The 21082-nt window shown below is 52.3% G+C and carries 14 protein-coding genes, 1 tRNA gene and 3 pseudogenes; 11 read left to right on the forward strand and 7 right to left on the reverse strand.

Translation table 11 applies throughout. The features are described from left to right. The first annotated feature begins 13 nt into the window (after positions 1 to 13). The 5 genes and pseudogenes from O3W44_RS18485 to ompC all read left to right on the forward strand — a co-directional run bounded on the left by O3W44_RS18485 (position 14) and on the right by ompC (position 8617). Positions 14 to 1903 carry an Ig-like domain-containing protein gene (locus tag O3W44_RS18485; protein WP_269294193.1) on the forward strand — a complete coding sequence of 630 codons (1890 nt, stop codon included), beginning with the start codon at positions 14 to 16 and terminating at the stop codon, positions 1901 to 1903. A 305-nt stretch (positions 1904 to 2208) separates the two neighbouring features. After that, positions 2209 to 3564, forward strand: coding sequence for a TolC family outer membrane protein (locus tag O3W44_RS18490; protein WP_269294486.1), 1356 nt, complete (start codon positions 2209 to 2211; stop codon positions 3562 to 3564). Between the two features lie 27 nt (positions 3565 to 3591). Then, positions 3592 to 5731 (forward strand): annotated as a pseudogene (locus tag O3W44_RS18495) (type I secretion system permease/ATPase). Continuing rightward, entirely contained in the window at positions 5728 to 6897 is a 1170-nt protein-coding gene (locus O3W44_RS18500; RefSeq protein WP_269294194.1) for an HlyD family efflux transporter periplasmic adaptor subunit, read from the forward strand. The pseudogene O3W44_RS18495 and the gene O3W44_RS18500 overlap by 4 nt, the downstream one beginning before the upstream one ends. A gap of 598 nt (positions 6898 to 7495) precedes the next feature. After that, on the forward strand, positions 7496 to 8617 hold the full coding sequence (gene ompC / locus O3W44_RS18505; RefSeq protein ID WP_269294195.1) for a porin OmpC: 1122 nt from the start codon (positions 7496 to 7498) through the stop codon (positions 8615 to 8617). Positions 8618 to 8650: 33 nt separating this feature from the next. Here the strand turns inward: ompC and O3W44_RS18510 are convergent, their stop codons facing one another. Beyond that, entirely contained in the window at positions 8651 to 8794 is a 144-nt protein-coding gene (locus tag O3W44_RS18510; protein WP_269294196.1) for a hypothetical protein, read from the reverse strand. 402 nt (positions 8795 to 9196) lie between these two features. Between O3W44_RS18510 and apbE the strand changes: the two genes are divergently transcribed. The 3 genes and pseudogenes from apbE to O3W44_RS18525 all read left to right on the forward strand — a co-directional run bounded on the left by apbE (position 9197) and on the right by O3W44_RS18525 (position 12636). Further along, a complete protein-coding gene (apbE, locus tag O3W44_RS18515) occupies positions 9197 to 10231 on the forward strand; it encodes an FAD:protein FMN transferase ApbE (protein WP_269294197.1) in 1035 nt (344 codons plus the stop codon). 15 nt (positions 10232 to 10246) lie between these two features. Then, the gene (gene alkB, locus O3W44_RS18520) at positions 10247 to 10888 is read left to right on the forward strand and encodes a DNA oxidative demethylase AlkB (RefSeq protein WP_269294199.1); all 642 of its coding nucleotides are present in this window, start codon (positions 10247 to 10249) and stop codon (positions 10886 to 10888) included. Positions 10889 to 10984: 96 nt separating this feature from the next. Next, positions 10985 to 12636: pseudogene (locus O3W44_RS18525) on the forward strand (multidrug ABC transporter permease/ATP-binding protein). A 139-nt stretch (positions 12637 to 12775) separates the two neighbouring features. Here O3W44_RS18525 and O3W44_RS18530 read toward each other — a convergent pair. From O3W44_RS18530 to O3W44_RS18550, 5 genes are all read right to left on the reverse strand, one after another. Next, positions 12776 to 13447 carry a 4'-phosphopantetheinyl transferase family protein gene (locus tag O3W44_RS18530; protein ID WP_331283437.1) on the reverse strand — a complete coding sequence of 224 codons (672 nt, stop codon included), beginning with the start codon at positions 13445 to 13447 and terminating at the stop codon, positions 12776 to 12778. 71 nt (positions 13448 to 13518) lie between these two features. Beyond that, positions 13519 to 13722 (reverse strand): hypothetical protein, encoded by a 204-nt coding sequence (locus tag O3W44_RS18535; RefSeq protein WP_269294200.1) that lies wholly within the window; start codon positions 13720 to 13722, stop codon positions 13519 to 13521. A gap of 478 nt (positions 13723 to 14200) precedes the next feature. Beyond that, positions 14201 to 14277: transfer RNA gene (locus tag O3W44_RS18540), tRNA-Pro, on the reverse strand. 73 nt (positions 14278 to 14350) lie between these two features. Beyond that, a complete protein-coding gene (yejM, locus tag O3W44_RS18545; RefSeq protein WP_269294201.1) occupies positions 14351 to 16105 on the reverse strand; it encodes an LPS biosynthesis-modulating metalloenzyme YejM in 1755 nt (584 codons plus the stop codon). A gap of 21 nt (positions 16106 to 16126) precedes the next feature. Next, on the reverse strand, positions 16127 to 16354 hold the full coding sequence (locus tag O3W44_RS18550; RefSeq protein WP_193405004.1) for a YejL family protein: 228 nt from the start codon (positions 16352 to 16354) through the stop codon (positions 16127 to 16129). Positions 16355 to 16512: 158 nt separating this feature from the next. On the opposite strand from O3W44_RS18550, the gene yejK reads away from it, so the two are divergent. Then, positions 16513 to 17517 carry a nucleoid-associated protein YejK gene (gene yejK, locus O3W44_RS18555; RefSeq protein WP_269294202.1) on the forward strand — a complete coding sequence of 335 codons (1005 nt, stop codon included), beginning with the start codon at positions 16513 to 16515 and terminating at the stop codon, positions 17515 to 17517. A gap of 43 nt (positions 17518 to 17560) precedes the next feature. Here yejK and O3W44_RS18560 read toward each other — a convergent pair whose 3' ends face one another. After that, on the reverse strand, positions 17561 to 18469 hold the full coding sequence (locus tag O3W44_RS18560; protein ID WP_269294203.1) for a LysR family transcriptional regulator: 909 nt from the start codon (positions 18467 to 18469) through the stop codon (positions 17561 to 17563). 132 nt (positions 18470 to 18601) lie between these two features. Between O3W44_RS18560 and O3W44_RS18565 the strand changes: the two are divergent. Further along, positions 18602 to 19911: pseudogene (locus O3W44_RS18565) on the forward strand (MFS transporter). 18 nt (positions 19912 to 19929) lie between these two features. After that, on the forward strand, positions 19930 to 21021 hold the full coding sequence (locus tag O3W44_RS18570) for a tartrate dehydrogenase (RefSeq protein WP_269294204.1): 1092 nt from the start codon (positions 19930 to 19932) through the stop codon (positions 21019 to 21021). Positions 21022 to 21082 lie beyond the last annotated feature (61 nt).

The following is a 21082-nucleotide window of genomic DNA, read 5'->3' on the forward strand; positions in this document are numbered from 1 at the left end:
ACCGAGGTTACTTATGTCCCAACGTGATAATTACCGTGCTGTTCGGTTAGAGTCTGTTTTGCAAGCTGCCGTCAGCGATTTTGCTGTTCCCGATGCTGCAGTTGCATCTTCCGTTTCCCGCAGCAGCGTGACCCCGGTTGCCACGGCGGAAGTCGAGACGCTTAGTACGTCGGCCAGCCTGAATACGCTGGCAGTAAGCGCCGCCGATACCCAGGCACCAGCTCCACTGCGTCCTTATGAACCGCTGGCAATGGATGGCGTGATCGCCGGCTGGGAGGCGAATAACCGCGTGCATTTACGTGGGCGGGCAGAAGGGGAGGCGGGTTCAACAGTGACGCTGACCTTTAATGATCAGAGCTGGCAAAGTACGGTGAATAAATGGGGCTACTGGAACGCCTCAATGCCGCCAGAGGCGTTAAAAGGACTGCCGGATGGCAACTATTCACTAACCCTGACTATCACCGATAAAGCCGGTAATAGCAGTGAAACCACGGTTGATTTCGGGTTATACGTAGATAAAACTATCAAGCCCACTGTGACCGTAGACGCAATTAGCGGTGACAACGCGGTTAACGTGGCGGAAAGCGTTTATGGCGTAGTAATTACCGGCACCGCCACCCATATGGCGTACAACTCAAAGATCACGCTGAAGCTGGGCGATAAAACTGCCATCGGTGCCATGAACGAGGACGGCACCTGGAGCGCGAGTTTTCATGCTGATGATTTAGCCGCGCTAAAAGATGGTGTTTATAGCCTGCAAGTCACCGCAACCGATCCCAACGGTAAAAGCACCACGGTAACGCACGATTTGACGCTGATCACCCATATGAGCAGCGTGCCAAATATCTATTTCGACAAGGTAACGGATGACAACGTAATCAACCTTGCCGAATCTCAACAGGATCTGGTGTTGAGCGGTACGCTGTCAGTGGTCGCGCCGGGACAGACATTAATTCTTAAAGGCGCAGATGCAAAAGAGCACCAGGCTACGATTAGTGAAGATGGCCACTGGCAGGTATTGATTTCAGCGTCGGATGTTGAAGGGTTTATCGATTCGGGTGAGGTACGCGCTTTTATCACTGATGGTGCCAACAACTATACCGACAGCTCTTTAACGCTCAAGGTGGTTACCGGCTTTATTCCGGTCTACTACGAGATGAATATCGGCGGTGATATGACGCTCAATTATGAAGAAGCGCAGCACGGCCTGTCGTTCTACATTGAAGGGGTAAACGATCTCGAAATCAACGGTAAAACTTATCAGCCGGATCACGGAATGATTACCTTACCGACCGCTGATTTGATGGCGCTGGATGATGGCCCGGTAACAGCCACAGCGCACCGCTGGGATCAATATGGCAACAGTGATACGCAAACCCTGAGCGATTTCTTCAACGTTGCGGTCCATGAACTGCCGAGCCTCACGATAGAGACACCGTTTGATGATAATGTTATCGATGCGGCGGATGTGAATACCTGGCATCTGATTCAGGGTAGCAGTGAGCATCTCGATCAGGGCAGCGTCGTGACGCTCACTCTGGGCGATCAAAGCTATAGCACCACAGTAAAAGCGGATGGTAGCTGGGCGCTCACGATTCTGGCAGGGCAACTGGCACCGCTGGATGATGGTCAATATGAGTTAGAAGCGACGGCGAAAGACAGTGCCGGAAATCAGGCTAGCGCCAGCGAAACTGTAACAGTCAATGCGCACGACACAGCAAACGCGCTTAACAGCCTGGTGCTTGATGATGTGCTCGATACATTCAGTGTTGCTTCCACCGCTGCGCATTCGGCATCGGCCAGCGCCAGCGCGGCTACGCTGGACACAAATTTAGTCACCGATTCGCCTTATACCCTTGCAGACCATTTGTTACAGCACACCGCTGTACAGCCAATCGCTTAAAGCTTGTTATCTAAGATTAATGCCAGCGGTACAGACGGGTTTGGTTAGCCTGTCTGTACTGGCTGGTACAAAATCTACGCTCAAAAAATCAGCGAATGGAAAAACTATTAACGATTTCAGCCTTTTTTAGCAGGAAGAAGAGAAGGATTTGATCTAATAATGTTAAGGGTCGCTTAGCGTTTGGCTTATCGGTCCTAAAAAAACAGTATTAAAAATAGGTTACGTCAGTCGCGGCAGTTTGTCTTTGCACGCTTAATCACCGGGAAAAAACACAATGATGATAAGAAAACCTGTTGGTGTTAATGATGAACAAAGCGCGAATTACCCTGTTGTTATGCGCCCTCAACGGCGTAGGATTACCCGCGGCTGTTGCCGCACCCTTACCTAAAGCAGAATTTAACTGGCGTGCGGCACCCAGTGAGGAGCAAATAGCGACCTTAACACTGCGAGACGCCATTCTCAGGGCCTTTGCGCGTAACCCCAAAATTTCGGAAGCAGCGGCACAAATACATATCGGTCAGGGCGATTTAGATGCGGCGAAAAGCGCCTGGTATCCGCAAATCTCTCTGCAAGGTGCAGCGGGCCGCTCGCACCAGACTGACTCCGCCGGTAGCCTGAACAACAACGGCTCCGGCGGCATTACACTTAGCCAGCTATTGTATGACTTTGGTCGTACCAGTGGCGCTATCGATGAACAACATGCCTTGTCCGATGCCTATCGTTATGGCCTGTTCGACTCAATGACCACAGTGGCGGAAGACACGCTACAAGCCTACCTTCAGGTAAAACGCTATCAGGCGCTGGCCGATACGGCGCATCGAAATATCGATTCGCTGGAACATGTGCGCGAGATTGCCGAAATGCGCGCTGATGCGGGACTCAATTCCCAGTCCGACGTTTTGCAAGCGGAAACGCGTATCGCCTCGATGCACGCCACGCTGGAGCAATATCGTGCTCAACTGCGCTCGGCCAAAGCGCAATTAACAGTGCTAACCGGCGTGGTGCCAGACAGCTTGCCGGAACTGCCGCAGGTATTGCTCAAACAGCAAATTACCCTCGACAAAATCGCTTATGAAAACAGTGCTGCGGTACGTAGCGCGCAGGCAAAGCAGGAAGCCGCGCGCGAACGTGTGCGCCAGGCGCAATCGGGTCACTGGCCAACCATTAAAGTGGAAGCGGGCCGTACCCGTTACGAGAACGATCGCCAGTCATACTGGGATGACGAAGTGCAGTTGCGGGTTGAAGCGCCGCTCTATCAGGGCGGCATGGTCAATGCAAAAACTCAGTCAGCTGAGGGCGATCGAGAAGCGGCGCAGGCAGCGGTCCAGCAAGCCAAGCTCACCATTAACGAAAATGCCTCAACAGCCTATGCTGACATGATTGGCGCACAACAGCGCCAGCAGGCAGGAGAAGTTCAGCTTGCCAGCGCCGATCACACCCGCAGCGTCTATGCCGATGAATACCGCCTCAGCAAGCGCAGCCTGAACGATCTGCTCAGCGTGGAACAGGATGTGTTTCAGGCTGACAGTTCGCGCATTACTGCACTCTACGATGGCTGGGATGCCACCGTCCGCTATGCCGCTGCCGTGGATAATCTGCTCGATATTATGGGCATCGATCGTCAGAAAAGCAGCGGTGATCTTCTTCCTTCGCTGCAATAGCAAGTTCCGCACTTAAAGGCATTAACTATGACTGTACAAAATGTGAATACCGATAACTGGATTGCCGCCATGCTGCGGGTGGCGGCGCGTTTCGGTAAACCTGCCGACGGAAAAACGCTGCGTCAGCAAATGCGTTGGTTTGAGCAACTTCCTGCTGCGCAACAGCTTGAGCGCCTCTCTGGCTTGCTTGGTCTGCATTTAACCATGGTGCCGCAAAACAAACTGCGCTGGCGTCAGGAGATCACGCCAGTGGTGCTGGTGTTAGAGAGCGGCAGCGTCGCGGTAGTGGAGGGCATTGATGCTGAAGGCGGCGTGCGTTACTGGCTAAGTGAAGGCGGTGACGTGGTGCGTGAGGGCGAGCTGGCAGAATTACTGGCCCGCGCGCAGGGCGAAGTGGCTGTTATCGGCGTAGCGGCACGCGGGCGCGATGCGCGTATTGATGAATTCGTACAGCCTTATGAAGCGCACTGGTTCTGGAAGAACTTTCGCGGCATGGGACGGCGCATCACGGAAATCTCGCTGGCCTCGGTTATCGGTAACGTGCTGGCACTCGCCGGGATCCTGTTCTCCATGCAGGTCTATGATCGAGTGATCCCCGCGCAGTCGCAAGCCACATTATGGGTCCTGTTTGTTGGCGTGTTAATTGCGGCAGGCATCGAATACCTGATCCGCCTGATGCGCACTCAGGTTTCCGATTTGATGGGGAAACGCATCGACCTGAAGGTTTCAGCCATGCTGTTTGCGCGCGCCATGAGCATTCGCAATGAAGCGCGGCCTAAATCAACAGGTTCGTTTATCTCGCAACTGCGTGAAATCGATCAGGTGCGTGAACTGTTGACCTCCACCACCGTTGGCGCGGCGGCGGATCTGCCGTTCGTTATTCTCTTTCTGTTTATCATGTCATTTATTGGTGGCTGGCTGGTCCTGATCCCGCTGGCGGCGATCCCACTAATCGTGATCCCTGGCCTGCTGGTGCAGATCCCAATGGCGCGGCTGGCCAAAGAGGGATTACGCGAAGGCGCGCTTCGTAATGCGGTGCTGGTGGAAACCATCGAAGGCATTGAAGACATCAAAGCTTTGCAGGCCGAACCTTATTTCCAGCGTCAGTGGGAACAAACCCATGAAGTCAGTGCATCAATCAGTAATCAACAGCGTTTGTGGGGTGCACGTCTCACAGGCTGGGCCGCCACTGTGCAGCAACTGACCTACGCCGGGATGTTAGTTTTCGGGGTTTATCTGGTGCTCGATACGCAAATCACTACCGGTACGCTGGTGGCCTGTAGCTTGCTGTCATCACGTACCATTGCGCCGTTGATGCAGCTGACCATGGTATTCTCTCGCTGGCAACATGCTAAAACCGCCATGAAAGGGCTGGACGAGTTACTGAAAAAGCCGCTCGATCAACCCGATGCCGCCACGCTGGCGCACTGCCCGACGCTTACTGGTCATTACGATCTGCGCAATGTGCATTACAGCTACGATGAAGAGAACGAGAAAAACGTGCTTAACGTCCAGCAACTGCAAATTAAGCCAGGGGAAAAAGTGGCGATTCTGGGCCGGGTAGGCGCAGGCAAATCGACGCTGCTTAAAATCCTTGCCGGTCAGGCGATGGCTACCAGGGCAAAGTGATTGTCGATGGCGTAGACATTGAGCGCATCGATCCAACCGATTTACGCCGTCAGCTCGGCTGGCTCTCCAACGATTCCCGCCTGTTTTTTGGCACGCTGCGGCAAAACCTGATGCTGGGCAATCCTCACGCCAGCGAACAGGAGATGCTGCAGGCGCTGCGCATCAGTGGAGCCCTTTCGCTGATACAGCAAGATGCCGCCAGCCTTGACCGCATTATTAATGAAGGCGGGCGCGGTTTGTCAGGGGGCAGCGGCAAATGGTGATGCTCAGCCGCATGATCCTGCGTCAGCCACAGGTGGTACTGCTGGATGAACCCACTGCGGCGATGGATGAGCAGTTAGAAGAGCATGTGATCCGTCAGATGCAGGGCTGGATCAGCGGGCGCACGCTGGTGCTGGTTACCCATCGTCCGGCGCTGCTGAAAATGGTCGATCGCATCATCGTTATGGATAACGGCCGCATCATTGCCGACGGTTCGCGTGATGAAATTTTGCGTCGTGCCACCGTTACCGATCCGAATAAAGGAGATGCCGCATGAGTCTGGTAATGATTGACAAAGACCTTGCGCGCCATGAACGCCGCACCTCAGCCATTATCTGGCTGTGCACCGCGGCGCTGGCGCTGTTTCTGATCTGGGCGCACTTTGCCATTCTTGACGAAGTAACCGTCGGCACCGGTAAAGTCACACCGTCGAGCCGGGCGCAGGTGATTGACAGTCTCGATGGCGGTATCGTCGAGCAGCTTAACGTGCATGAAGGCGACATTGTTGAGAAAGGTCAGGTGCTGGCGAAGCTCGATCCCACGCGCTTTCAGTCCAACTTTGGTGAGGCGCAGGCAAAAGTCCGTACGCTACGCGCCTCGGCAGAGCGTCTGGATGCTGAGCTTTCGGGGCAGCGGCTTAAATTTAGTGCTGAAACCCTGAAGGAGCCACAGCTGGTGATGCGGGAGACGCAGCTCTATGAATCCCGTCGGCGTAATTTGACGGAAACGATCAGCAACCTGCAACAGTCATTACGCCTGGTGCAGGATGAGCTGCGCATGACTGAGCCGCTGGTGGCAAAGGGCGCAGCGGGGCAGGTAGAAGTGATCCGTTTGCGTCGTCAGGTCAGCGATTTGCGCGGCAAGATTGATGAAGCACGTAATGATTACCTGGTACGCGCCCATGAAGAACAGGTCAAAAACAACGCTGAACTGGATGCGCAGCTACAGGTTGCAGCAGGCAAGGAAGATCAGCTGACGCGCGCTACGCTCTATTCGCCGGTACGCGGCATCGTCAAAGATATTCAGGTGACAACGGTAGGCGGTGTGCTGGAGCCGGGCGGTAAGCTGATGGAGATTGTCCCGCTGGAAGATCAGTTATTGATAGAAACCCGTATCAACCCGCGTGACATCGCCTACATCCGCCCGGGTCTGGCGGCAGTCGTGAAAGTGACCGCATACGATTCATCTATTTATGGCGATCTGCCTGGCGAAGTCGAAGTGGTCTCACCTGACACGCTGCAGGATGAGGTCAAACGTGACCAGTATTACTATCGCGTCTACGTACGCACGCAAAAAGCGGAACTCACTAATCGCGCGGGCCGTAAATTCCCGATTGTTCCCGGCATGGTGGCCAATGTTGAAATTAAAACTGGTCAGAAATCAGTGATGGATTATCTGCTTAAACCGCTGAATAAAGTTAAAGAATCGATGCGTGAACGCTAATAACGCGATCCAGTAGCCAACTCAGCACGCTTTATTACGGTGATAAATTAAGTGACCATTTATTTATCAAATATCGGCGTAAAGCATGCTGAATTTAACCCACCAGACAAAAAGTAAGCGGCGTTATTTTAACCCGCCCAATAAAGTTTACGTTTATATGCCGCTTCGTCTGAATTTCAGGCAAAAAAATGCCGGACAACAGTGTCCGGCGGGAAATTAGGGTAAACATCTCATTCGGGGTGAATGAAGGTAATAATGAAATAAATGATGATAGCGGGATGTATTGTATTCTCTGATGCCTCAAAAGTTTTATCATTCAGTGCTTAGGACTATTCCCATATAAGTTATTGATATACAAGGATTGAGAATTAAATTGTCATTTTGTGCGATATTTTTTACCGATATGTGCTGGTTATTAGTTCCCCTTTATTTACATTTTGCAATAACTGTTTCGCATTCTGAAACAGTTTTGGAAATTTAGTAGCATATTCGTGATGGATTATTACCCGTTATAAAATAACAATGGCTTGCCGGCTGAATTTTTAATCGTTCAGTTTGCAGTGGCAAATTATAAAGGCACATTACAGAGGGTAATAAAATGAAACGTCGCGTTCTCTCCCTGATGATCCCTGCGCTGTTAATCGCCGCAGGTTCAGCAAGCGCAGCTGAAATCTACAATAAAGACGGCAACAAATTAGACCTGTACGGTAAAGTCGACGGTCTGCACTATTTTTCTGATAATGACGGTTCCGATGGTGACCAGTCTTATCTGCGCTTCGGTTTTAAAGGCGAAACGGAAGTCAGCGATCAGATCACCGGTTTTGGACAGTGGGAATACCAGGCTGCCCTGAACAACGCTGAGTCTGAAGGCACCGCGGACAGCTACACCCGTGTGGGCTTCGCCGGTCTTAAGTTTGGTGATGCAGGTTCTTTCGACTACGGTCGTAACTACGGCGTGGCGTATGATGTCGGCGCATGGACCGACGTGCTGCCAGAGTTCGGTGGCGATACCTACGGCGCGGATAACTTCATGTTCCAGCGCGGAAATGGCATGGCGACCTATCGCAACACCAACTTCTTCGGTCTGGTTGAAGGTCTGAACTTTGCTGTGCAGTATCAGGGCAAAAACGGCAACGGTGACGAATCACCTAATGGCCGTGATGTGCTGGGACAAAACGGCGACGGCTGGGGCCTGAGCACCACTTATGATTTGGGTTCTGGTTTCGGTATCGGCGCGGCGATGTTCCAGTCCGATCGTACCAACGATCAGAATGGTCAGAGTGCTGAATATGCAGACGTGTTAGGCAACGGTGATAAAGCGGAAGCCTATACCGGCGGCCTGAAATATGACGCTAACAATATCTATCTGGCAGCAATGTACACCCAGTCTTACAACGCTACCCGCTTCGGTAGCAGCAGCAGTGCGGCTTATGGCTATGCTGATAAAGCTGAAAACTGGGAACTGGTTGCGCAATATCAGTTTGACTTCGGCCTGCGTCCTTCACTGGCGTTCGTGACCTCTCGCGGTACCGATATCGAAGGCTATGGCAAACAAAACCTGAAAAAATACATTGATGTAGGTGCGACTTACTACTTCAACAAAAATATGTCTACCTATGTTGATTATCAAATCAACATGCTGGATGACAATGAGTTTACTGACGCGGCAGGCATCAACACTGATGACGTCGTAGCACTGGGCCTGGTTTACCAGTTCTGAGTGTCAAAGAGCGTGGCTTCGGCCACGCTCTTTTTACTCTGCCTGACGCCACTTTTTCGCCTTTGGTACGGCCTGAACCGGCGGAACCGTGCCTTCAAAGGCTGCGCCTGCTAACGTGAAAGCTGAAAAACTCAGCCAGTGCTGTAAGGCTGTACGCTTCGATGTTCTCTTTTCCATTCCGCACCTCTCAGAGATAAACCTCCCTTCAACAGTGCAGAATTCATGCCAGTTTTAAAGCACTCACGACCACAGATGCCCTATGCTTGCTGTTAAAATACCGCAGCGTTGAACGAGTCAGTTTGCTCTGTTTTGGTGCAGGTAAGTTTAGTTATGGCGCGAACGGTAGGGCATATGCTTATTACGCTTTTGTTGCCATAGCTTATAACTGCTCAAAACAAACAGGCCGACAGCGACAGCAAGAATCATATAAATCATTAAATGCACCTCACGTTTTATGCGCTGGGGTAAGCAGAAAGGTTCATGCTGAAGAGAAATACCGTTTGATTCAACGCACTTTTGATAAGTTTACAGGGCATTTATGCTTTGTATCAGGCTGAAACAGAGATTTACAGGCGAGGAATGATGAATAATAAGATTAATCTGCTGGTGGCGGGTATAGCAATCTTTTTATTAGCAGGGTGTGATAGTCATTCGTCACAGCAACTGATCATGGAAGGGAAAACCATGGGAACGGTATGGCGCGTCACTGTGGCGGGCGTTGATAATACCCGCAAGGCTGCCTTGCAGCAGGCGATTCAACAACGTCTTGATGCTGATGATGCCGAGCTTTCTACCTGGAAACCTGACTCTGTACTGTCACGCTTTAACCAGACGCGCAGCACCGCACCACAGCCGGTCAGCGACAATATGGCAGACATCGTCACGCAGGCGTTGCGCATTGGTGCAAAAACCGCAGGCGCGATGGATATTACCGTCGGCCCGCTGGTTAATCTGTGGGGCTTTGGGCCGGATAAACAGCCCGTTCATACCCCCGACAAGGCGCAAATCGAGGCTGCCAAAGCACAAACGGGATTGCAACATTTGCATGTTATTCAGGGCGTTAACGGCCAGTGGCTGCAAAAAGATCTGCCCGATTTATATGTCGATCTTTCCACCATGGGTGAGGGTTTCGCTACCGATCACCTGGCGCGCCTGATGGAGCAGCAGGGCATCAATAACTATCTGGTGTCAGTAGGAGGCGCGGTACTGAGTCGCGGCAGGAACGCCAACAATCAGCCCTGGCGCGTCGCCATTCAAAAGCCGACCGATCGTGAAAGCGCGGTACAGGCTCGCGTCGAGCTGCAAGGTCATGGCATCAGCACGTCGGGCAGCTATCGCAACTATTATGAACTGGATGGCAAGCGTATTTCTCATGTTATCGATCCCGCCAGCGGCAGACCCATCGTTCACAAGCTGGTTTCAGCGACGGTCATCGCGCCTACCGCGCTGGAAGCGGACGGCTGGGACACCGGTTTAATGGTGCTGGGCACGGAAAAAGCCCAGTCGCTGGTGCTCAAACATCATCTGGCGGCCTATTTAATTAGCAAGCAGGGCGATAAATTTGTTAGCTGGATGTCGCCGCAGTTCGCCGCCTTTGTTATCAAACCTGACTAGCAGCAGGAGTAGGGTATGTTGGATCTGTTTAGCGAAGACTCGCCATGGCAAGAGCCGCTGGCGGAAGGTGCTGTTATATTGCGTCGCCGCGCGCGTGATATCGCAGAGAGGCTCTATCAGGAGATTCTGTGCATTGCGGACCAAAATCCTTTTGTTCATCGCATTACGCCTGGCGGTCATCGCATGTCCGTCGCCATGACCAACTGTGGTGATTTAGGCTGGTCGACGGATTCCCGGGGCTATCAATACAGCGAGCGGGATACGCAAAACGGGCGTGCCTGGCCAGCGATGCCCACTTTATTTCGTCATCTGGCACAGGAAACCGCGCGGGAAGCGGGTTTCACTGATTTTAACCCGGACGCCTGTTTGATTAACCGCTATGAACCAGGTGCAAAGCTGACGCTGCATCAGGATAAAGATGAAAAGGATATGCGCCAGCCCATCGTCTCGGTATCGTTAGGGCTACCGGCGGTATTCCAGTTTGGCGGTTTTGAACGTGGTGATGCTACGCAGCGCGTGTTGCTCGAACAGGGTGATGTCGTGGTGTGGGGCGGCCCGTCACGTCTGCGTTATCACGGTATTTTGCCGCTCAAACCCGGCGTGCATCCGTTAACCGGAGCCTTCCGCTACAACCTGACCTTTCGGCGCGCGCATTAATCGCTTGCGCCTGGTTGCGCGCCATACGAATAACTATTGCTATCGTTTCGCATCGCTTTAAACTGCAGGCTGCTTTTTGACTGCTGGATCTTGTTTATGGCGTTGTTAAACGTTGTTTTTCGCCAGTTTCGCTGGCCATTTATCGGGGTTATCTTTCTCACTTTGCTGAGCGCGGTGTTGGGTATTGGCATGATCGCCTTTATCAACCGCGAAATGATTGTCGCCATTAACACCTCTTTCGCGGTATTACCGCAGTTCCTGCTGCAGCTACTGCTGCTGATGGCGGTGACGCTGGCTTCGCAACTGGCGCTGACCATGCTGGGACATCAGTTTGTCTGGCGCATGCGTGGCGAATTCATTAAACGCATTCTGGATACTCAGGTTGAACGCATTGAACAGATTGGCAATGCGCAACTGCTGGCTGGCCTGACCAGCGACGTGCGCGCTATCACCATCGCCTTCGTCCGACTGCCAGAATTGATTCAGGGCATTATTATCACTCTCGGTTCAGCACTTTATCTCGCCTGGCTGTCGCCCAAAATGTTGTTAGTCACCAGCTTATGGCTGGCGGTTACGCTGGTGGGGGCTGGCTGCTGGTGTCACGTGTTTATCAACATATGGCAAAACTGAGGGAAGTAGAGGATAACCTCTATCGCGACTATCAAACGGTGATTGAGGGGCGCAAAGAGCTTCAACTGAACCGCGAGCGCGCCAGACTGATATACGACACTGTTTATCAGGAAAACGCCAACAGCTACCGTCATCATATCGTGCGCGCTGACACCTATCATCTCAGCGCAGTGAACTGGTCAAATATCATGACGCTGGGCGCGATTGGAATGGTGTTTTTCATGGCGAACAGCCTGGGCTGGGCCAATACCGCTGTGGCGGCAACCTTCTCACTGACGCTGCTGTTCCTGCGCACGCCGCTGCTCTCGGCAGTTGGCGCACTGCCTACCTTGCTCAGTGCGCAGGTCGCATTTCGTAAACTGAATGCGTTTCATCTGGCACCTTATCAGCCCGAATTTAATACCTCACCGACGCTGACGGAGTGGCAAACTCTGGAGTTGCGCGACGTCAGTTTTCATTACGGTGAGAACGGCTTTAGCGTCGGGCCGGTTAACCTGACGCTACAGCGCGGCGAACTGGTGTTTCTGATTGGCGGTAATGGCAGCGGTAAATCGACGCTGGCAATGCTGCTTACCGGTTTGTATCGGCCGCAATCCGGTACGTTGCTGTTGGATGGTCAAGCCATTGACGCCAGTAATCCCGACATGTGGCGTAAACACTTTTCGGCGGTGTTTACCGATGTGCATCTGTTTGATCGCTTGATCAGCCGCGACGGTGTGCCTGCCAGCCCGATGCTGATGCAGCAGTGGCTGGAAAAGCTGAAGATGCAGGACAAGTTAAAGATCGAGGGCAACAAAGTACTTAACCTGCAACTGTCGAAAGGGCAGAGTAAGCGGCTGGCGCTGCTGCTGGCCGCAGCGGAAGAGCGTGACATTTTGTTGCTTGATGAATGGGCGGCGGATCAGGATCCCCATTTCCGCCGTATCTTTTATCGCGAATTGCTGCCCTGGTTACAGGCTGCGGGCAAAACGGTCTTCGCCATCAGCCATGACGATCACTACTTTGTTCATGCCGATCGTCTGCTTGAGATGCGCGAGGGACAACTGTTTGAGCTGACCGGCAGCGATCGCGATATGGCAACGCTGGATGCGGTAAAACGCACCGATACCGGTCAGTAACGTGCTGGCAAAGCGTAGCGGAAACAGCGGTTTCCGCCTTGCTTAATCTCTCTGGTGCCCGGGTCGCTGGCTTAATCTGTTTGCTAAGCCGGTTGTTTAAAAGGGTGGCTGAGCAGCGTAATTACCTGTTTATCCTGGATTAAAAACGCTGCCTGCAACAAACACCCTTTTGAAACGGTGCGTTAAAGCCGTGCTCCAGCCGCAGCGTAGCGCGATTTTGCGCGAAGTCCACGGCGATCAGCGCGGCTTGATGAAAATCCATTGGCTGATGCAAAACGGGCCACAGGGCTTTATACAGGCTCTCTTTCAGCGAAAATAGCAGCGTAGCGGCGTGAGCAAAATCGAGAGGTAAGATGCGCAGGTATGCCTGTTCCCCGGCACCCATCAGCATATCCGCCGTTTCATCAGCGGTACTGGCAGACATAAACTGTTCCACATCAACACCAATGCACAGCGGCTGCCGGGTCGCAGCTAAAACCACAGTGCCACTGCTGTGTGACAGCGATGCCTGAACGCCAGCAGGCCAGACTGGAGAGCGATCGGCTGCGTTGTGCAGCGTGAAATGCGCAAACCCCCATTCTGCCATCACCGAGCGTGCCAGTAACCGGCTGGCAAGATACTCCGCACGCCGCTTTTTTACCGCCTGCTGCAACCGTGCGGGCAGCGGTAAACCCCAGGCGTCCGCCAGGGCATCATCATAATGATCGAGACTGAAATGCGAAATCGCCAGCAACGGGTCGCTGTCGTTTAGCTGCTGAGAAACAATAAAGCCGCTTGCGGGAAGCGGCAGGGAAATTTTGGGGTAGTGCATGCGACGCTACGTTAAAGATGAAAAGGGCATTTAAGCAGTCAGCCGCAACGCGCGCAAGCCACCCTGAATAGTCAGTCGTTCGGCGGAATGGCGAAGCTTTTCAGTGAAACGACAAAGTGGTTGTGACCTTTGCTGATTCGCGCACCGCGATCGCACCAGCGTGATGCCAGGCGAAAGAAGTCGTCACTACCAATATCATAAGCCAGCTCAACTTTGCTAATGCCGGAATAGAGCATCTCTTCTGCATCCTTGAGGCTTTTCGCTTTGATGACCATAAAAATGTTCCGTCAAAAATCAGGGGCCTTTAGAGTAGGATAATTCTGTGACAATTTTGTTTCAGTTTGATGAAACGCTGTCACATTTTGCGTGATCTGTGATACAGAACGCGGTTAGATGCACGAAGTAACGCTATGAATCGTGAAAAGAAATTGCGCTGCCTGGCACTTTTCTTAAAGTGCAGATTTGGAGAAAAATCGGAAAGTCTGATGCGGTCAGGGCAATCTTTTACGCAATGAAAAGGCCGCATGTAGGTATGCGGCCTTTGTGGGTTACTTCTGGTCCGGCTGGGGACTTTTATCGCCGGATTCTGGTGCTTCGTTTGGATCGTCTTTTTCGACTAATAGCATAAACTCTCCTCTCGTTACCCACACAAAGCTAAGTATAGACACCATTAACGCGAGAGCACAAAAGTTAAAGGTCAAAAAATTGTCATAAAAAAAGCAGCCGTGAAAGGCTGCTTTTTTAGGGATAATTTGGTCGGCACGAGAGGATTTGAACCTCCGACCCCTGACACCCCATGACAGTGCGCTACCAGGCTGCGCTACGTGCCGAACTTTGGTGACCTAGTCTACTGAGAATTGCCATGAATGCAAGCTACACAGTGACTAACTGTCTCATATTTAATCAGTTTGCGATGAATCGCTTCTCTTCCGTCAACACCTGCAACAATAACGCCAGTTGCGGCTTATGATCTTTGAGCGGATTTCCCTGTGCATCATAAGCGTGATAGTTACCGTTATTGTTAAGCACCAGCGTTGTCTGCGGGGTGGTAATCACCAGTTTGTTCTCTTCGCTACTCACCACCCAGTCGTGGTGACGTTGCGCGGCAAATAAATCTTCACCCTGCGAATAGTTCACCGGATTGGTGCGTACGTGCAGCAGACGCTGCATCAGAGTCGCCATGACATCCTGATGATCGGTCAGGCGGCTTATGGTTTGTGCGGGAGTATCTGGCCAGTGGATCACCAGAGGCACCTGTAAACTGGCGCGATTTCCTGCGCTATCGGCGTTGCCATTCAGTGCCAGGCCGCGCTGCGCGGTAATGACCACAACGGTATTTTTCAGCAAATCGCGCTGTTGCAGCACCGTCAGCACGTTGTGGATCTGCTCGTCGATGGCAGAAGCCTGACGTAAATAGCTGCGCTGACGGGTTTTGGCACTGTCACCACTCAAATTTGCACCGCTCAGCGCCACCCAGGAGAACCACGGGGTTTTATTATCGTTCTGCTTGTTCAGCCAGTTTTGCCACTGTGTCACCGTGGTGGCGTTGGGCTGGCTGTTGCTGGCAGGCAAGGAATAATCCGCCAATAAAGCCTGACGATAAAGCGGCGAATTAAAGCCTTCTGAAGAGAACAGGCCAAACTGATAACCCTGGCTGCTCAGCGCACCGAGTAGCGTTGAGGGCGTGCGCGAGGCCAGGATGCCATTCATATAGCTGGAGGAGATGCCATAAAACAGGCCGAACAAACCTTTTTCCGGCGTGTCTCCCGCACTGAAATGCTGCGCAAAACGCACGTTATCGTTAGCAAACTGGTTAAGTTCGGGCAGCGTTTTTTCCATGCTGGCGCTGTTCAGCCCATCAATAGTGATCACCAGCAGATTATTGCGCGTGCCGCCATCGCGGAACGTAATGTCACTCAACGGATATTGTACCGACAACGCTTCAGGATCGCCCTGTTGCACCAGACGACGCTGATACTCCTGTGCATCCAGCAGGCCATGCCGCTCCAGGAAGCGGCGCGCGGTCATAGGATAAGAGAGCGGTAGATTGGCGCGCTGCATGGTAATCGGGCGATAGAAGTTGGCATCAGCCCAGATATACATCAAATGACTGGCAAAAAAGGCGCTAATAAACAGGGCGGCCAGCGGCTTGCCAAACGAGCGGCGATTAAGGCTGCGCAGCTTTTGCCAGCTCCAGGTGGCAAACAGCATCTGCACAAGGAAAATCAGCGGCACGCTGATAAACATCAGCTGCCAGTCACGCGCCATTTCGCTTTGGTCGGGATTGATGACTAACTCCCACACCACCGGATTGAGGTGCAAGTGGAAGCGACTGAATACGGCGCTGTCGACCATCACCAGCGTCAGTCCGGCGGTGGCAACCACCGCTGACATTATCCTTAACAGGCGTTGCGACATCACCACGAACGTCAGTGGGAAAATGATCAGCAGATACACCGCAAAGACAATAAAGCTGAAGTGGCCAATCCAACTGCTATAGGCGTAGATGCGCCCGGTCAGCGAGGAGGGCCAGTCGGCGACCAACAGGTAGCGACTGCCTAAAATCAGCGCGAAAAAGATATTGAACAGAGCAAACCAATGCCCCCAACTGATCATCTGGGAGACTTTTTCGCGGTATCGCTGCCGGTTGGTTACCATATTATGAAATCAAATCAGCAATTAGTGAGCGTTGTCATCACGCACTGAAGATTGTAAAGCTTCAGCGAAGGAGCGAGCCAGCGAACGACGTTGGGCCGGCGCGACATCATTGTTGATCAGGTTGGTGACCATGTTTCCCAGCACCATCAGGGAAAGGTCAGTCGGCGCCTGGTCTTTCTCTAAGATCTGCACCATTTTCGCGAGGAGTTGTTCCACGCGTTCGTCGCTATAACGGGATGATTGTGGCATATCGTCGTCTAATCTCGTTTCAAAAGGCGGTATATTACCGTAACAATGCGCTTTTTTCCGCAATTTTATCAGTCGTGCAGCTCAGGCTTGCTGCATGCAGTTGAAAGCCGAGGCGGGCGGTGTTTGAATACGCGCCTGAGCTTAAAGGAGAGTCTACCATGAGTCTGGATATCGACCAGATTGCCCTGCATCAGTTAATTAAACGCGACGAGAATCAGCTGGAACTGGTGCTGCGTGATTCATTGCTGCCCGCCACCAACACGGTTGAAGCGATGGTTGAAGAGTTGCACCGTGTTTACAGTGCTAAAAGCAAAGCTTACGGTCTGTTTAACGCTGAAAGTGAACTGGCCGAGGCGCTGCGCAACTGCCGCAAGGGCAACGATGATTTTCTTGCTTTCAGTCGTGCCGCGACAGGCCGCCTGCGTGATGAGCTGGCAAAATACCCGTTTGCCGAAGGCGGTGTGGTGCTGTTTATTCACTATCGCTATCTGGCGGTGGAATATTTACTGGTCACAGTGCTCAACAGCCAGTCGAGCATGCGCGTTAATGAGCAGATGGATATTAGCAGCACCCATTATCTTGATATTAATCACGCCGATATCGTTGCGCGTATCGATTTAACGGAATGGGAAACGAATCCCGAATCGACCCGCTATCTGACTTTTCTGCGTGGGCGCGTGGGTCGAAAAGTTGCTGATTTCTTTATGGATTTCCTCGGTGCTGAAGTGGGTCTGGACACCAAAGCGCAAAACCGTGGCCTGTTACAGGCGGTAGATGATTACTGCGATGAGTCGAATCTGGATAAAAATGAACGCCAGAATTATCGTCAGCAGGTTTACAGCTACTGCAATGAACAATTGCAGGCGGGCGAGGAAATTGCGCTGGAAGCGTTGTCGGGCGAACTTCCGACGCTGGGTGAGAAAACGTTTCAGGCTTTTACTCAGGAGCAAGGTTATGAGCTTGAAGAGCACTTTCCGGCCGATCGCAGCACGTTACGTCAGTTAACCAAATTTGCGGGCAGCGGGGGCGGATTAACCCTTAATTTTGATGCCATGCTGTTGGGCGAACGCATCTTTTGGGATGCCGCGACAGATACCCTGACCATCAAAGGCACCCCGCCAAATCTGCGCGATCAGTTACAGCATCGCACCAGCAGTAAATAACCTACCGGTCCGGGAAAGGCATCCCCGGATCGCTTTGCTTTCACTACAGCGGTGTAATCAACGTGGTCCGGTTGTCAGCTAAAATCTGTAGCAAGGCCGCGATGCTGGCGTCATCACGGCCTTTTAACCAGGCGACGCTGAGCGGCAATTTTTTGACTTTCTCGTCTGTCTCCAGCGCAATACAGGTGACGCCTTCACTGTTAATGTTGCGAAATGAGGTTGGCACAATTGCCAGCCCTAAGCCCGCGGATACAAAACTTAAAATTGTCTGTTTCTCCTCAGCAAACTGCGCAATGTGCGGCGTAAGGCCCGCTGATTTAAAAATATTCATGGTTAAATCATGGCTGTGGGGGCGCGTCCTGCGCTCCGGTAAGATCATCGATTCTTCGGCAAAATCAGTGACGCTGACACAACTTTTACTGGCCAGGGGATGATTAACCGGCACGGCAAGTACGCAGGTTTCGCGCGCAATTAAACGGCACGCCAACCGGCTGTCGAGATTTTCCGGTGGGCGAATAAAAATTATATCCAGCCAGCCTGATTTGAGGCGGGGAATAAGATTTATTGTTTTATCTTCAGTTAAGTGAATATCTGCATCCGGATAAAGTTGCATAAAGTAATTCAGCAAGTGGGGAATTAATCCGCGCGCTGCACTGTCAATGGCACCAATACGTAATGCTTTGCGTCCCCGCTTATTTGCCGTCCGAAAACGCCAGGCCAGTGCATCAAATTGCGCAACCAGTTTTACCGCTTCATCGAAAAATTCTTCGCCTTCCTGCGTTAATGCCACATTGCGCGTTGAGCGATTTAATAATCGTACGCCAAGGTCCTCTTCGAGCAAGCGAATAAAGCGACTTAGTGACGCAGGCATCATTTCCATCCTTTGCGCCGCGCGGCCAAAATGCAGCTCTTCACCTACCGTAATGAAACAACGCAATTGATTTATATCCATAATTTTCCCGCCCGCGCATTATTCAAATAATTTATATAAACCAGCCCTGATGATAAGCTCAGGCAAAAAGGCATACTGAGATCGAACACAAAAAAATAACATTTACCCTACACAAACCTGGAGCACTTTAATATGAACTCTCACCTCGAAAAAAGGGTGATGCGTAAAGTTACTCTGCGCATTGTGCCCTTCATTATGCTGCTCTATTTCATCGCTTTTCTCGATCGCGTTAATATCGGTTTTGCTGCATTAACCATGAACCAGGATTTAGGTTTCTCACCAACCGTATTTGGTTTGGGAGCAGGGATCTTTTTTCTGGGATATTTTCTTTTTGAAGTTCCGTCCAATCTGATATTGCATAAAGTCGGCGCACGTATTTGGATCGCTCGCGTCATGATTACCTGGGGATTGGTTTCCGCCTGTATGGCATTTGTCCAGGGCACCACCAGTTTTTATATTCTGCGCTTTTTACTCGGTGTTGCTGAAGCTGGATTTTTTCCCGGTATCATTCTTTATCTCAGCTTCTGGTTCCCGGCGGCACGGCGTGCGCAAGTGACCGCGATATTTATGGCCGCCGCGCCGTTATCAACGGCGCTGGGTTCGCCCATCTCTGCTGCGCTGCTTGAAATGCACGGATTGCTGGGATATGCCGGTTGGCAGTGGATGTTTCTGTTAGAAGCGGTGCCTGCGGTGCTGTTCGGGATTGTGGTGCTGTTTTTCCTGACCGATCGTCCGGCCAAAGCCAAATGGCTGACGGATGAAGAGCGCGAATGGTTGCAAAACACCATGCAGGCTGAAGAGCAGGCACGCGCCTCGCAACAGAGCCACACCAGTGTCTGGCGCGGGCTGGCCGATCGCCGGGTACTGGCGCTGGCACTGGTCTATTTCGGCACTTCCGCTGGCTTATATACCCTTGGCATCTGGTCTCCGCAAATCATTCACGCTTTTGGTGCTTCTTCACTGGAAATCGGTTTTTTAAATGCATTTCCGGCGGTAATCGGCGTGGTGGCCATGATTCTGTGGGCGCGTCACTCCGATCGCAGCGGTGAACGCAGCTGGCACGTTATCACAGCCTGTTTGCTGGCGGCGGCAGGGCTGATCTACGCCGGTAACGTCAGTTCACTGTTAACGGTGATTGTGGCGCTGACGCTGGTCACGGTCGGTATTAGCTGTTCAAAACCGCCGCTGTGGAGCATGCCAACGCTGTTTCTTTCAGGCCCGGCGGCAGCGGCGGGTATCGCCACCATTAACTCAATCGGCAATTTAGGCGGTTTCGTCGGTCCGATGATGATCGGCGTCATTCGGCAGCAAACCGGTTCTTACACCTGGGGCTCTTTTTTGTCGCTGCGCTGCTGGCGCTCTCTGCCCTGATCGTCTTACTGCTGTCTGCGAAAAGTAAAACGCCGCAGTCCGCTGAACTTCCTCATGCTAAATCCCCTTAACTGATTCCGGAGACTCTTATGCGTACCTATTCTATTGCTGCTATTCCCGCTGACGGTATTGGCCCCGAAGTTATTTCTGCCGGTATCGAAGTGCTACGCGCCCTGGAGCGTCAAAACGGTAAACTCAAATTTGCCATTGAAACCTTTGACTGGGGGTCGGATTACTACAAAAAGCATGGCGTGATGATGCCTGAAGAGGGCTTACAGACGCTGAAAAAATTCGATGCCATCTACTTTGGTGCCGTGGGTGCGCCTGACGTACCGGATCATATTACGCTGTGGGGGTTACGCCTGCCAATTTGTCAGGGCTTTGATCAGTATGCCAACGTGCGCCCGACTAAAATCCTGCCGGGGATCACGCCACCGCTGCGTAACTGCGGCCCTGGCGATCTGGACTGGGTGATTGTACGTGAAAACTCGGAAGGAGAATATTCGGGCAATGGGGGCAGGGCGCACAGAGGTTTGCCTGAAGAAGTAGGCACAGAGGTGGCTATTTTTACCCGAGTGGGCGTGACGCGCATCATGCGTTATGCCTTTAAACTGGCACAGTCCCGTCCACGAAAACTGTTAACCGTCGTGACTAAATCGAATGCTCAGCGTCACGGCATGGTGATGTGGGATGAGATTGCTGCCGAAGTGGCGCAGGAATTTCCCGACGTGAAGTGGGACAAAATGCTGGTAGACGCCATGACGCACCGTATGACATTGCATCCACAAAGCCTGGATACCATTGTTGCGACCAACCTTCATGCCGACATCCTTTCCGATCTTGCCGGTGCGCTGGCGGGCAGCCTCGGCGTTGCGCCAACAGCGAACATCGATCCTGAACGCCGTTTTCCCTCAATGTTTGAACCGATCCACGGTTCAGCCTTTGACATTACCGGCAAAGGGATCGCCAATCCGGTGGCCAGCTTCTGGACTGCCGTGCAAATGCTGGAGCATTTGGGCGAGCGCGAGGCAGCAGCACGGGTGATGGAAGGGATCGAGTATGCCTGTGCAAAAGGGGTGTTGACGCCGGATGTCGGCGGTACAGCCAAAACAGCCGATGTCACCAGGGCGGTGGTCGAATTTATTGAGTCGAAAGTAAAACTCACGGAGGCAGCGGTTTAAACAGTGCGGTAAAGCAGACAAAATAAAAAGGCCGGTTTCGCAACCGGCCTTTTTACATCAA

Origin of the sequence: Pantoea sp. LMR881, assembly GCF_027157825.1 — a bacterium.
GTDB classification, from domain to species: Bacteria; Pseudomonadota; Gammaproteobacteria; order Enterobacterales; family Enterobacteriaceae; genus Pantoea; species Pantoea haifensis.